The 13,666-nt window shown below is 61.2% G+C and carries 9 protein-coding genes and 1 tRNA gene; 5 read left to right on the top strand and 5 right to left on the bottom strand.

Going from position 1 to position 13,666, the window contains the following annotated elements; all coding sequences use genetic code 11:
* Window positions 1-50: 50 nt before the first annotated feature.
* Window positions 51-671 carry a molybdenum cofactor guanylyltransferase gene (mobA, locus tag ACZ5C7_RS18155; RefSeq protein ID WP_464377681.1) on the bottom strand — a complete coding sequence of 207 codons (621 nt, stop codon included), beginning with the start codon at window positions 669-671 and terminating at the stop codon, window positions 51-53.
* A gap of 165 nt (window positions 672-836) precedes the next feature.
* Entirely contained in the window at window positions 837-2,420 is a 1,584-nt protein-coding gene (locus ACZ5C7_RS18160) for a lipopolysaccharide biosynthesis protein (protein WP_464377682.1), read from the bottom strand.
* 527 nt (window positions 2,421-2,947) lie between these two features.
* On the opposite strand from ACZ5C7_RS18160, the gene ACZ5C7_RS18165 reads away from it, so the two are divergent.
* On the top strand, window positions 2,948-3,913 hold the full coding sequence (locus tag ACZ5C7_RS18165) for a beta-ribofuranosylaminobenzene 5'-phosphate synthase family protein (RefSeq protein ID WP_464377683.1): 966 nt from the start codon (window positions 2,948-2,950) through the stop codon (window positions 3,911-3,913).
* A 30-nt stretch (window positions 3,914-3,943) separates the two neighbouring features.
* Here ACZ5C7_RS18165 and ACZ5C7_RS18170 read toward each other — a convergent pair whose 3' ends face one another.
* Window positions 3,944-4,189, bottom strand: a complete 246-nt coding sequence (locus tag ACZ5C7_RS18170) for a hypothetical protein (RefSeq protein ID WP_464377684.1) — start codon at window positions 4,187-4,189, stop codon at window positions 3,944-3,946.
* A 454-nt stretch (window positions 4,190-4,643) separates the two neighbouring features.
* Window positions 4,644-4,728 (bottom strand) — tRNA-Ser (locus tag ACZ5C7_RS18175).
* A gap of 118 nt (window positions 4,729-4,846) precedes the next feature.
* Here ACZ5C7_RS18175 and ACZ5C7_RS18180 point away from each other — a divergent pair.
* Both ACZ5C7_RS18180 and ACZ5C7_RS18185 read left to right on the top strand, forming a co-directional pair.
* The gene (locus ACZ5C7_RS18180) at window positions 4,847-5,797 is read left to right on the top strand and encodes an AAA family ATPase (protein ID WP_464377685.1); all 951 of its coding nucleotides are present in this window, start codon (window positions 4,847-4,849) and stop codon (window positions 5,795-5,797) included.
* 213 nt (window positions 5,798-6,010) lie between these two features.
* Complete coding sequence (locus ACZ5C7_RS18185) at window positions 6,011-7,714, top strand: outer membrane protein assembly factor BamB family protein (RefSeq protein WP_464377686.1); 1,704 nt, start codon at window positions 6,011-6,013, stop codon at window positions 7,712-7,714.
* Between the two features lie 114 nt (window positions 7,715-7,828).
* Here the strand turns inward: ACZ5C7_RS18185 and ppc are convergent, their stop codons facing one another.
* Window positions 7,829-10,525 carry a phosphoenolpyruvate carboxylase gene (ppc, locus tag ACZ5C7_RS18190; protein WP_464377687.1) on the bottom strand — a complete coding sequence of 899 codons (2,697 nt, stop codon included), beginning with the start codon at window positions 10,523-10,525 and terminating at the stop codon, window positions 7,829-7,831.
* A gap of 418 nt (window positions 10,526-10,943) precedes the next feature.
* Here ppc and glmU point away from each other — a divergent pair, with 418 nt between their 5' ends.
* Together glmU and glmM are read left to right on the top strand one after the other, a co-directional pair.
* Window positions 10,944-12,125 carry a bifunctional sugar-1-phosphate nucleotidylyltransferase/acetyltransferase gene (glmU, locus tag ACZ5C7_RS18195; protein WP_464377688.1) on the top strand — a complete coding sequence of 394 codons (1,182 nt, stop codon included), beginning with the start codon at window positions 10,944-10,946 and terminating at the stop codon, window positions 12,123-12,125.
* Window positions 12,126-12,265: 140 nt separating this feature from the next.
* Window positions 12,266-13,615: a phosphoglucosamine mutase gene (gene glmM / locus ACZ5C7_RS18200; protein ID WP_464377689.1), complete on the top strand. Its 1,350-nt coding sequence runs from the start codon at window positions 12,266-12,268 to the stop codon at window positions 13,613-13,615.
* The last annotated feature ends 51 nt before the right edge of the window (window positions 13,616-13,666 follow it).

Genomic DNA, 13,666 nt, shown 5'->3' on the forward strand with positions numbered 1-13,666 from the left:
ACCCTTTCTCGTCCGCGCGAGCGAAGACATTCGAGGCTCCCTCTACAAGATCAGCGACGCTCCTCTGCCTCATCGAGTGCCGCCTGCGTATCGATACTCTCGAACGTCTCGGGTGAAATCCCCTCGAGATCCGTCTCCGGCACCGCAACCCAATCTATCTTCTCGAGCGCCGCGACGACGCGGTTGTCTTCGGAATCGATCGTTTCCGCGCAGGATCGAGCCATCGAATCCGTTCGATACACGGCCTGCGTCGTCTGGAGCCAGCCAGCTTCGAGTTCGACGACCGCGCCATCTCGCCCTCGAGCACGTTCGAAGAGCTCCTCGAAAAGCGTCGGGTCGACCAAGGGCATGTCGCAGGCGACGACCGCGGTGTACTCGCGGTTGGACTCCTCGAGTCCGGTGTGGATTCCGCCGACCGGACCGCGATCCGGGACCGGATCGATCGCGAACTGAATCGACGCGCCGGCTCCCGAGAGCGCTTCGCGAATCGACGCTTCCTGTTCCGATCGACAGTTGATGACCACGTCGCCGGTTACCCGCGCGAGTCGGTCGACGACGCGTCGGATCATGGGCGTTCCGTCGAACTCGGCGACCGCTTTGTCCGTCTCGCCGAAACGGGTGGAGTAGCCCCCGGCGAGGACGAGCCCGCCGAGTGAACCATCGACTGACACGGTTCTGGTTTGGGAAACGAGATATATAACCTCTCGGTTCACCTATTTCGATCGTCGAAGCGATTCGAGCGAGCGGGGTCGAACGGTCCGACTGAACAGGATTTGAGCGATTTGAGCGACATCCGCTGATTCCACGCGGAGAGCCCCGTTTCCATCGGTGCGGAGCTACTCAAATTTAAAATACCGTGTCAAGCCTCCGTCTCCATCGCGGTTCTGGAGTCGGCGACAGACCGGCTTGGCCTTCGATCCGATTGGATCCGGGAACTGAGCGAGGACCTGAAACATCTCTTTTAGCTCGAGCGCGCCGAACACGACGGCGACGACGAGAAACAGGAACAACCCCACGGGCGGGACCACGAACGTCGAGATCGGAACGAGACCGATGAGTGGCACTGTAATCGGCGTCGAAAGCATGGACGCCAACACGAATATCGGGACCGCCGCGACGGTTCCGGTCGCGAGCACGCGAACGTACCGAGCGTCGGACACCGGGTCGAAGCCGATCTGCCACGCGCTCCAAACGTGGAAGATAGCCATCGATCCGTAGCCGATGGATGTCGCGACCGCAGCACCGTACATCCCGTACAGCGGAATGAGTGCGGTGTTCAGGACGACGTTGATACCGGCAGCCGTTCCGGTTGCGATGATGGGATACTCGAGTTCCCCTTTCCCCTGCCCGATTGCCAGAATCGGACGCGCTAACGCGAATCCGACCGCACCGGGAAGCAACAGAAGCAGCGGTTCGACAGCGGGTTCGGATTCGGGCCCCCAGTACACCGGAACGACGTCGTGTGCGAGCGCGGCCATTCCGATCGCCATGATCGCCGTGAGCAAGAACGTGTACCGGGTCGTTTTCGCCGCCAATTTTGACACTCGCTCGTTTTCCCCCTGTGACCACAGTTCAGACGTCGAGTGGACGAACACCGTCTGTAACGTGATCGGAGCGAACCAGAGGAATTCGGCGAAGACGAGCGCCGCCTTATAGTGACCGACCTCGTCCTCGGTCGCCAGCGCCTGGAGCATCATCACGTCGACGTGATAGAGCGACATCAGCAGAAAAACGAGAACGATGGACATCGTATTGAACGACATCATCTCCCGCTTGGGGAGCGTTCCGTTGTCCAACTCGAACGCGCTTCCAAGCGATTGATAGAAGTGTAATACGATGAGCCCGAGCACGGCGGCTACTCCGGCCGCGAGCGCTTGCCCGACGAGGGCGCCGACGACGCCGTAGCCGTAGTAGACCAGCGGCAACGCGACGAGTACGAACGCGACGTTGTACAGTACTTTCAGCGGCTCGGAGTATTTCTCGAGACCGAACCCCATCAGCGACTTGCGAGCGAACATCATGTACTGGGACGCGATCACCATCGCGATCATCGCGTAGGCGTAGAGCGTGAACTCGGGGCCCCAGACGAAGTCGAAGAGACCGGCGTAGGTGACCACGCCGAGTATGGCCGACCCGATAACGACGAGCAGCGTCGCCAATCGAAGGTAAAAGCCGACGACCGATCGTTCCCAGTTCGCGATCGAACGCTCCTCGGCGACGTACTTTCGAACGCCGTCGGCGACGGCGGTGCTCACGAAGATCATAATAATCGAGTGAGCGGATAGCACCGTCGCGTAGGCACCGTAGTCGGCCGGTCCCATCCACCGATAGAGCAGCGGCGACGAAATGATACCCAAAAAAAGCGTGATGAATTTCCCGCTGGCGACAGTGAGAATTCCGCTGGTGAGACTTCGCTTCACCGCACCACCACGTGATGTACTATATACATGTAAACTGTTTGTGGGTAACACACCGGGTGGTCGATTCGGCCGTCACGTACACAGGAGCTATTCGACCCTTCCACGTAGCTAGATCGCCCGTCCGACAGATCCCGCTCACCGTTCCCCGGTCTGTTATCCGTTCGTGTTCGAGTGAGATTGAAGCGATGAGCGGCGCGATACACAGCAACCTACCCCGAGCGCCCAGTTTATTATGTCTCGGTTAGTTCGGAACCGCCGCGTTAACTCACTGTTAAACGTCGTAGTGACGGGACGGATCGGGATGAATATCCACACAAACGATCGTCGGGCAAGATCGTTTCGGAGAAACAGTAGTTGGGAGCGAGCGACGAACCGCTCGAAACGCACTCTCGAGGGAGAAAGACGCCCCGTTCGTTCCCCGTCCAACCGATTTGACTCGTCGCTCCGAACCGACACCGACGATTTCGACCGGCGACCCCTTTGCCAACGCCGTAACCCCCTTGGCCGACGGGTTCGTAGCCGCTGCCATGGCGACCGTTAGCGCCGGCGCACGGCTCCACGTCGGGTTTCAAAACCTCTCACTCGCGCGCGAGCGCCTCTACGGGGGGATCGGGATCGGCCTCGAGAAGCCACGAGTCACTGTCACCGCCGAACGAGCGAATACTGTCGCAGCGAGCGAGTCGCTCCTCCGCGAGTACGCGACTCGAGCGGTCGAAATCCTGCACGTTCCCGGCGTTTCGATTTCGCTCGAGCGACGCCTGCCCCGACACGTTGGATTGGGGAGCGGAACCCAACTCGCGCTTTCGGTTCTCGCGGCGACGGCGACGGCGTACGGGTTCGAGCCGAAGATCCGAGAGCGAGCGCCGGCGATGGGGCGGGGCGGCAGAAGCGGGATCGGAGTCGCGACGTTCGAAGACGGCGGCTTCGTCGTGGATGCGGGCCACCCCATCGGACGGTTCACCACGGAACCGCCCTCGGAGGGCGACTGGACGGTGCCGCCGGTCGTGGCTAGACACGAACTACCGACCGACTGGCGATTTCTCGTCGTCGTTCCCGAAGCGTCGCCGGGTCGGAGCGGAAACGGCGAGGACGAAAGCATGCGAGCGGTCGTCGAACGCGCGGATCCCGCCGTCGCGGACGAACTCGCGAGCGTCGTGACCGGAAAGCTCCTCCCCGCGGCCGCAGAGGGAACACTCGAGGCGTTCGGCGGAGCAATCGCCGAAATTGGCCGGAAGAACGGTGCCTGGTACGCCGACGCTCAAGGCGGCGTGTTTCGGCCTCCGGCGGGTAAACTCGTCGAATCCCTCGATGGCTGTCCCGTCGTCACCGGGGTCGGTCAATCCTCTTGGGGCCCCGTCGTCTACGGCGTTACCGACGAGAGCCACGGACAGGAAGCAAAAACCGCGGCGCGCCGGGCGCTCGAGGAGCGAGGTCTCGAGGGAACGGTGTTGCTCGCGTCGCCGTCTCGAACGGGTGCATCACTCGAGGAGTAACGGGTGCTGAAGAACGCGACTTCGGTCGCGTTAGGCGAACGTATTCGGCGTTTCGCTGCCGACGATGTTCGTTCGCCTTGCGCATCCTCTCGAGCAGTACATGCTCTCGTTTTCGATCCCCGGCCCGTTGAGACGGACGATTTCGTCGTACAGAACGTTTTCCCCGCATTCCTCGTAACTACCTCGCACACCGTCTCCCCACCAGTTCGCTACGTATCCCAGTATCCCCAGCATGAGAACCCCAGCAATGCCGACCACCACGAGAACCAGTATCATATGAGCCTATCTAGCGATTAAATCGTGAATACTTCACCGTTCGTGTATGTACGTGCTTTTTGTCGTCCGTGCGCTTAGCTGGTTTCCGTTCGCCGATGTGGGGACATGAGCAGGAACATTGCTCGATTATCGACGTGTGAACGTCGAAGCCACAAAATGCCGAGCGGGAGATTTGAACTACGCGAAGACATGCTCACTTCGTTGCGCGTGCCTTCTCTCGTTCAAATTCCCGCGGTCGTTCACGGCGACCGGATGACTCGCGCCGCTTCGCGTCGCTCGTCGGAGGTGATCGCCGTAGAAGCGCCGAGAGGGAGATTTGAACCACGGTCGGACGATCTCGCTCACTTCGTTCGCGAGCTGCGACCTCCCTGATTCAAATCTCCTCATACGTTGGCTTCCGCTCACGGATGCGAGCACGCGCTATACGGTGCTCGCGAGTTTGTTCGCGGAAGAACGCCGAGAGGGAGATTTGAACTCCCGTGTCCGTGGGGACAGTAGATTTCGAATCTACCGCCTTGGCCGGGCTAGGCTATCTCGGCTCATCTCATCCTACCCGACTAACGTTTTTACAGGTTTCGATCTTTCGCTCGAGCTGTTACCAACCCAACGTGACAACTAAACAGAAAGGCTTTGAGCGATCCGTTATTGCATACCGGTATGGACCTCACACAGGCGAGCACTGAGTGCGAGTCGGTTCTCGAGGAGATCAGCGGCGCAGTGATCTGTGACCGGGATTTCCTCGAGACGATCCTCGTCGGCGTCGTCGGCCGCGGCCACGTCTTGCTCGAGGACGTTCCCGGGACGGGAAAGACGCTCACCGCCCGCAGCGTCGCCACCACACTCGGACTCTCGTTTTCTCGCGTCCAGTTCACGCCGGATCTTCTCCCCGCCGACGTCACCGGCACGCACGTGTTCAACGAGCGCGAGCGCGAATTCGAGTTCAACGAAGGACCGATCTTTGCAAACATCGTGCTGGCCGACGAGATCAACCGCGCGCCGCCGAAAACCCAGGCCGCGTTGCTCGAGGCCATGGAAGAGGGGCAGGTCACAACCGACGGCGAAACGCGTCAGTTGCCACAGCCGTTTTTCGTTATCGCGACGCAGAACCCCGTCGAACAGGAGGGAACCTTCCAGCTTCCGGAAGCGCAGGTCGATCGATTCCTCGTCAAAACGTCGATGGGATACCCCGACGAATCGGGCGAAACCGAACTCCTCCGGCGGCGAGCCGCTCGAGACGACATGAGCCCGAGCGTCGACACCGTTCTGGAGGCCGAAACCGTCTCAGAACTTCGCAACGTCCCCGAATCAGTTCGCGTCGACGAGGACCTCCTCGAGTACATCACCGAACTCGTCCGGGAAACCCGAGCGGATGGACGGGTCGAGGTCGGCGTCTCCCCGCGGGGAACTCAGCGACTGTTCGAAGCGGCGCGCGCATACGCCACCCTGACCGGACGCGAGTACGTAACGCCGGACGACATCAAACGCGTCGCCGAGCCGGTACTCGCCCACCGACTCGTGTTGACCCCCGACGCTACCGTCAACGGTATCGACAAAGCTGCCATCGTCGAGAACGTTCTCGAGTCCGTTCCCGTTCCCACGCTCGAGTAAGCTCCCGACGTATCGCCTCGACTACTCGGTGTCTCACCTTGCTATTGGCTCCAGTCACTGTTATAGTGGCGACGGTAAACGACGCGATCTCGTTTGCCAGCCGCCGCCGAAACGCTAGCGAACAGTTCGGAGCGAGATTCCATCGGATGGTTTCACCCACCGAAACCGAATTAGCCGGGGTATAGGAATGAGCTCCAGCGGCGTGTTGTGCGTATGGCTGGATGGAAAAGACGGTCGGTGCTGAGCACTGGGGGAGCGATCGCTACCGGTGGGTTGCTCGCTCCGATCGGACTGAGTCGTGCAGACGAACACGCCTCCGAACAATCGCTGGACGACTCGAACGGCTGGTCCTCGTATCACGGAAACCCCGGAAACACCGCCTCCGTTCCGGCAGATGAACCGATCCCCGCACCCGAGACGGTCGCCTGGCAGTACGACGAGGAAGGCGACATCGCGGTACTCGATGGTGCCGTGTACCTCCGAACTGGCTCCGAGGTTCACGCGCTTGACGATGAAACCGGTGACGTACAGTGGATTGCTGAGGGAATAGGCGCGGCCGGAACGCCGGCCGCACTGGAAGAAACCGTTCTCGTCGGTGGCGATCAATTAACGGCCCTCGAGGCCTCGAGCGGCGACGTTCGCTGGGAAGAATCGTTCGATGACGAGGAGGCGGTTCCGAGCCCGACGGTCGCGTTCGGCACGGTTTACGTCGTCGTCGGGGAGACGCTGTACGCGTTCGACGCGGAGACCGGATCGCTCAGTTGGGAACGTTCGTCGGTCGATGTCGAAACGACTGAGGGCGACGAAACCGTCTCATTTCAGTCGACGACAGTGGCCGTTGCGAACGAGTACGTCTACGCCGAGATCGGCGATTCGGGGTTCGTGGCGCTCGAGGCGGCGAACGGAACGACGGAGTGGACCTACTGGTGGGGGTACTCCGACGATCCGCACGGCTATCTCGTTGCGACCGCTGAGCGGCTCTACACCGGACAGATATCCGACGGAGAGGAGTATCCCGTCCTCGACGCACAGACCGGAGAACGGACCGCCTACACCTCTTATCGGTTCCCCCTCGCAGCGACCGACGACGTTCACGTACGGACGAATAGACACAACGTGCGACTCTCGGAGTACGAATCGGGCGACAGCTGGTCCGTCAGCGGTTCGACTGACGGGTGGGGCCGACCGGTGATCGTCGGCGAAACCGTCGTCGTTCCCTCCCATCCGATGGCCGATGAACCGGCGATGTTCGGCTTCGATATCGCGGACGGAAGCCAACGGTGGGCGCTTCGACTGACCGGCGTCGATATCAACACGCTCGACGGCAATACCTGGCCGAGCGATTCGTTCGTCGCGACCGAGGACACGATATACATTACCAGTCCCAGCCAGCTCGCCGCAATTCGGGCGTCACCAGAGGGGGACGAAGAAGCCGATGAAGACGGGGAGCAAGAGCCGGAAAGCGAGGAGTCCGAAGACGCGGAAGCCGACGGTGACGAAGTCGGTGAAGATGGTGAAGGAGACGACGCGGCGGACGAAGGTAACGACGCCGACTCCGAGGGTGATGGTAACGAAAGCACCGACGACGGCGATGGCGTCTCCGAAATCGACGAGTCTCCGAACGAATCTGAAAACTCTACGGATTCGCCGAACGAATCTACGGACGGCTCCGAGAACGTCTCCGTCGACGACGGGGAAAACGGAGCCAACAATGAATCAGGGAGCGGCTCCGACGACGAAAGTCAGAACGGATCACCAGACGAAACCGGAAACGAGAGCGGCGGGGATGCAACCCCCGGATTCACGACCGGGGCCGGAATCATCAGCGGAGCGCTCGGTCTCGAGTGGCTTCGCCGACGGAGTCACCAAGACGAGACGTCGACTACCGAAGCGGAATTCGACGGCTCGAAGAAGTAACGCCACCGAATTGCTGCCGATCGACGCGAGAGCGCTTGCCGTCGCAAGACTACCGGTCGACGGCGAAACCGTACCTGACAGCGACGAGATGTCGACGGCGAAACCGCGAGATCGTTATCCTGTGTTTTTCATTCCGGCTGCGATTCCCTTGACGGTTAGGCGGAGCGTTCGTTCCTCGACGTCGGTTCGATGCGATTGATCCAGCAGATACGTCTGGAGGACGTTCAGCGGATCGACGTAGGGGTTTCGTCGCTCTAGGTTCTCGCCCAGCCAGTCGCGGGTGTGCAACTGATCGCGTTGTCCGATCGTCGTCACGTACTCTGCGGCCTGTTCGTACTCCTCGGAGACCCGAGGGAAGAACTCGCTCCGGAGATCCTCGTCCGCCAGGTCGGCGTACTCCGCGGCGATCTCGAGTTCGGTTCTCGACAGCGAGAGGGCGGCGTTATCGAGCGTCGATTGGAAGAACGGCCACTCGTCGTACATCTCCTGGAGGGTCTCCATCGAACCGCCGTCCTCGCCCTCGAGGTACGCGTCGATCCCCGCCGCGAGCGCGTACCAGCCCGGAAGGATACAGCGCGACTGGGTCCACGAGAAGACCCACGGGATCGCGCGGAGGTCCTCGACGGTGCGTTCGCCGCTTCGAGAGGCTGGCCGCGAGCCCAGATCCAGATCTTCGATGACCGTGATCGGCGTCGCCTGTTCGAAGTACTGGACGAATCCGTCGCTTTCGAGGAGGTTTCGGTACTCCCGACGGGCGGCATCAGCCATCGTCTCCATGGCCTCGATCCACTCCTCGCGGATCTCTTCTTCGGGTTGGTTGATCGCATTCTGTCGCGCGCGGAGCTGCGCGTTGAGCATCTGCTCGATGTTTCGCTCGGCGATGCGCGGATTGCCGTACTTCTCGGCGATCGCTTCTCCCTGCTCGGTGAACTTGACCTGTCCGGTCACCGTGCTGTTGGGCAGTGCAAGCAGGGCTTCGTTCATCGGGCCGCCGCCCCGAGAGATCGAGCCGCCCCGGCCGTGGAACAGCCGCATCGTCACGTCGTAGTCCTCGCAGATCTCGCCCAGTCGCCGCTGGTTCTTGTACAGCGACCAATTCGCGGCGAGAAAGCCGTTCTCCTTGTTCGAGTCCGAATAGCCCAGCATGATCTCCTGGGTGCGTCCGCGGGCCTCGAGCGCCTGCGCGTAGGCCTCGTTCTCGAACAGCGTCCCCATAATCCGGCGGGCACCCGAGAGCGCGTACTCCGTCTCGAGCAGCGGGACGATATCCAGGCCGCAGTGTTCCGGCAGGGAGATGATTCCCGACTGGTCGGCGAGGAACAGCACCTCGAGGACGTGACTCGGTTCGTCAGTCATCGAGATGCAGTAGGTGTCGATGGCCTCGACGCCGTACTCGGTCTGCCAATCGGCCAATTCGTCGAAGAGGGTGAGGACGCGGGTCGAGGCGTCCGAGAGGTCGTCGACATCTTCGAGGTCAATCACCGTCTCGTCTTGGAGAATCGCGTCGGTGAGGAATTCGACGCGGTCGTCCTCCGAGAGCCCGTGGTAGTCGATCCCCTCGCGCTCGACGGCCTCCGCGATCGCGTCGGTGTGTTTGGCCTGGTGTTCGCGAAGATCCAAGCTTGCGAGCGAGAATCCGAACGTGGCGACCTGTCGGCGGATCGGATCGACGTGTGCGTCGACGACCGTCTCCGCGCCGTTCTCCCGGAGGCTGGACGCGATGATCTCGAGATCGGCTGATAGCTCGTCGACGTCGGAGTACCCGCCCGGACGAACGTCCCCAACTCGGTCGAGTCGTTCGCGCATGAGCTTGAGCTTCTGTCGGTACGGCTCACCGGGGTACCGGGTCTGGGCAGTCTGTGCGCTTCCGGGCAATCGCTCTCGGTCTTCCTCGAGGGTCGCCTGGAACCGTCCGTCAACGTCGATTCGGCTTCCGTCCTGACTCAACACGCCCGACAGTCGTTTGAGCTGTTCTCGGTAGCGCTCGAGGACCACCGATCGCTGGCGTTCGAGCGTGTTCGCCGTGACCTCCGGCGTGACGTACGGGTTTCCGTCGCGGTCGCTTCCCGCCCACGATCGGAACTCGAAGAGCTTCGGAACGTCGACGCTCCCCTCGAGTTCCTCCTCGAGTGCGACGCCGAACTCGTCGTACACTTCCCCGACGACATCGAAGAGGGTGTTCTCGAGGTACCACTGGACGTTTCGGGCCTCGTCTTCGGGTTCGGGCTGGCGCTTGCGAACCTGCGGGGTCTGCCAGAGGCTCGTCACCTCGGCGTCGACGTCCCGCCAGACCTGACCCCGTTCTTTGTCAGTCAACAGCCGTTCGTCGAGAGTCCCGAGGTGATTCGAGACCTCTCTGAGCTTCGATTTGACCGTTTTTCGTCGCGCTTCGGTCGGATGTGCGGTGAACGTTGGCTCGATGAGTACGTCCTCGAGAATCGCCTGTGCCGTCTCGAGATCCTCCTCGGCGAGGTCCTCGGCGACCGTCTCGAGGCTATCTTCGAGCGTCCCTTCCTGGGATCCTTCGCGGATCGATCGCACTCGTTCGCGTTCTTCGGCGAGGTTGATGAGTTCGAAGTAGGTCGTAAACGCACGAGCGACGATCCGCTGTTGGTGGGGCGAGAGCCCCTCGAGTTCGGTGACCAGCGGGTCGCGACTATCGAGGTCGCCGGAGCGATAGTCGATCGCGGTTCGACGACACGACTCGACCGTGTTGAACGCCCGTCGAGAGGTCTGTTCCTCGAGGACGTCACCGAGCAACGCACCCAGTTCGCGAACATCCTGACGCACATCCCTGTTGTGCAGGTCCATAACACGGTTGTGATCGTCCCACTTGAAAAACCCGATGGAATTAAAATCTTTACTACGATTATTGTTTGTACAAAGGTTCGACGATAGTCGAAGGTCCTGATGAAGATGATGTTATTCGATTAGAGGACGCTATAGGCTAAATAAGTCCTTCTAAAGAACCCTATGAGTGTTTCTCCTGGTGAATATATGTTGCTTGACTTATTAATTTCATTACGTAATAGGAGACAAATGGAGGAGGAGTTCATGCCGTCGTCCATTTCGATCTTCCTGCCGAAACGCTCGAGCAACACGGGCGATCACTGGTAAGATATCCAATGTGTGGGCGTAGACACCTCGAGCGGTCCGCTTTCGCCGATTGGTAGGCTCGTTCTCATTATCGTCCGTATAAGGAAACTGACGCTGTGTCCATCGGCCGACCATGCAAACGATCGTTCTCGCTGCGGGGCAGGGGACCCGAATGCGACCGCTTTCTGAATCACTGCCGAAACCGATGCTTCCAGTCGGTAGCGGCTCGCTGGTATCGCACAACATGTCCGCGGCGGTCGAGGCCGGAACCGACGAACTCGTTCTCGTCGTCGGCTACGAAGGAGACAAAGTTCGAGACGCGTTCGGCGACACGTTCGAGGGAGTTCCCGTCCGCTACGCAACACAGACCACACAGGAAGGAACGGCCGATGCGCTACGGGCGGCGAGTACGCATATCGACGGTCCGTTTGCGGTCCTGAACGGCGATATCGTCTACGAAACGGAGGCGCTCGCCGAACTGTTCGAGAAGGGGCCAAGCGTCGGCTCGACTCGAGTCGATACCCCGTCGAACTACGGGATCCTCGACGTGGTCGACGACACCGTGACGGGGATCGTCGAAAAACCCGAAGATCCTCCGGGAAACGTCGCGAACGCCGGTGCGTACGTCTTTCCCGAGCGGGCTCTCGAGTACCTAGATGTTCCGAAGAGCGAACGCGGCGAGTTCGAAATTACGGATATTCTCTCGCGGGTAATCGAAGACGGCAATGTCAGCCACGTCGAACTGGCCGACTGGCTTGACGTGGGACGACCGTGGGAGCTGCTCGAGGCCAACGAATGGAAGTTAGGTCAGCTCGAGAGGGACTTGAACGGAACGGTTAGCGCGGATGCCGAACTTTCGGGGCCGGTCGTCGTCGAAGCGGGGGCGACCGTTCGATCGGGCGTCGTCATCGACGGGCCGGCACTGATCCGATCGGGGGCAACGGTCGGACCCAACGCCTACGTCCGCGGCGCGACCCTCGTCGAAGAGGACGCGTCGGTCGGACACGGCGTCGAAATCAAAAACAGCGTGGTGATGGCCGGAGCGAGCGTCAGCCACCTCTCGTACGTTGGCGATAGCGTCATCGGTCAAAACGCAAATCTCGGCGCGGGAACGACCGTCGCGAACCTCCGCCACGACGACGAACCGGTTACGCTATCGGTCCGCGGCGAGCGCGTCTCTACCGACCGCCGAAAGTTCGGCGTCGTTCTCGGAGACGACATCAAAACGGGGATCAACACGAGCCTGAACGCCGGCGTGAAGCTTTCGGCGGGAGCGACGACGGAACCCGGCGAAATCGTGAGCCGGGATCGATAAGGACGGCTCGAAACGGTCCACCACTCGATTGCTCCTCGAGCCATTCCGCTCGATTACTCGCCACTCCGTTACGCAGGAACCCGTTCCCGTCTTCGCCTTAGCAACTCCATAGTAAACGTCCGGACGGCGAAGGCGAAGGTATGTTCGGAACGAGTGGCATTCGAGGAGCTGTTGGAGACGATATCACTGCGGATCTCGCACTAGCCGTCGGTCGCGCCGTGGCGACGGAAGGATACGAACGGGTTGTCGTCGGCCGCGACGTTCGAGAAAGCGGAAACGTGCTTGTTGACTCACTCACGGCAGGGCTCCGAGAGTGCGGCTCAGACGTTCTCGAGGTCGGCATCGCGCCGACGCCGACGGTCGCCAGAGCAGTCGACTGGCTCGACGCCGACGCGGGAGTTATCGTTACGGCCTCGCACAATTCGAAAACGGACAACGGAATTAAACTCTGGTCCGCGGACGGAACGGCGTTCGATCCCGACCAGTGTGACGAGATTTCGACGAGGATCGAGACAGAGACGTACGACCTGCGAGCCTGGGACGGTCACGGCTCGCTCGAGCGCACGAACGGCGTCTTGGAGCGCCACGCCTCGGAGCTGGTCGATAGCGTCTCGATCGACGAGCCGCCGAGTGTCGTCGTCGACGTCGGAAACGGGACCGGTTCGATCACCGCACGAGTGCTTTCGGAATTGGGCTGTTCCGTCGAGACGCTCAACGGTCAGCAGGACGGGCGATTTCCCGGTCGGCCGAGCGAACCTAACCGCGAGACGCTCTCGACCCTTTCGACCGTCGTCGCGGAAACCGATGCACGGCTGGGAATCGCCCACGACGGCGACGCGGACCGAACGGTTACGATCGACGAAACGGGAACGTTCGTTCCGAAGGACGTCCTGTTGGCCCTGTTCGCTCGCGAGGCCGCCGGGAATGCGGATGGCGATCTCGTCGCCGCACCCGTCGATACGAGTTTAGCCGTCGACGACGCACTCACAACGGTCGATGCGTCGGTAACCAGAACGAAAGTCGGCGACGTTTTCGTCGCCGATCGGGCGACGAGGTCGGACGTTATCTTCGGCGGCGAACCGAGCGGTGCGTGGATCTGGCCGAACGAGGCGTTGTGCCCGGACGGCCCGCTGGCGGCCTGCAAGCTCGTCGAGCTCGTCGCTGACCGGTCCAGTGAGTCGCTCTCCGCTCTCGTCGACGAAATCGACACGTATCCGATCCGTCGAACGTCGATCGATGTCGAGCAAAAGAACGCCGTCATGGAGCGCGTTCACGATCGAGTCGTCGACCGGTACGACGACGTGGATACGCTCGACGGCGTTTACATTGACAACGACGACGGGTGGATTCTTATTCGTGCGAGCGGGACGGAGCCGGTGATCCGAGTGACGGCCGAAGCCCGAACCGCCTCCCGAACCGATGCGTTGTTCGACGACGCAGTCAGCCTCGTCGATAGCTCCGTCTCTTTACCCGATCCGATCGAGCAATAATCGTATTTCTCCGTCCGGTTCGGCAGCCAACGCAGAAGCCGAATTTCGGGT

The organism is Halostagnicola alkaliphila, assembly GCF_055379965.1.

Coding starts and splice junctions, on each gene's coding strand:
- glmM (WP_464377689.1), top strand. CDS start 12,266: ATGTTCGGAACGAGTGGCATTCGAGGAGCTGTTGGAGACGATATCACT.
- ACZ5C7_RS18180 (WP_464377685.1), top strand. CDS start 4,847: ATGGACCTCACACAGGCGAGCACTGAGTGCGAGTCGGTTCTCGAGGAG.
- ppc (WP_464377687.1), bottom strand. CDS start 10,525: ATGGACCTGCACAACAGGGATGTGCGTCAGGATGTTCGCGAACTGGGT.
- glmU (WP_464377688.1), top strand. CDS start 10,944: ATGCAAACGATCGTTCTCGCTGCGGGGCAGGGGACCCGAATGCGACCG.
- ACZ5C7_RS18165 (WP_464377683.1), top strand. CDS start 2,948: ATGGCGACCGTTAGCGCCGGCGCACGGCTCCACGTCGGGTTTCAAAAC.
- ACZ5C7_RS18185 (WP_464377686.1), top strand. CDS start 6,011: ATGGCTGGATGGAAAAGACGGTCGGTGCTGAGCACTGGGGGAGCGATC.
- ACZ5C7_RS18170 (WP_464377684.1), bottom strand. CDS start 4,189: ATGATACTGGTTCTCGTGGTGGTCGGCATTGCTGGGGTTCTCATGCTG.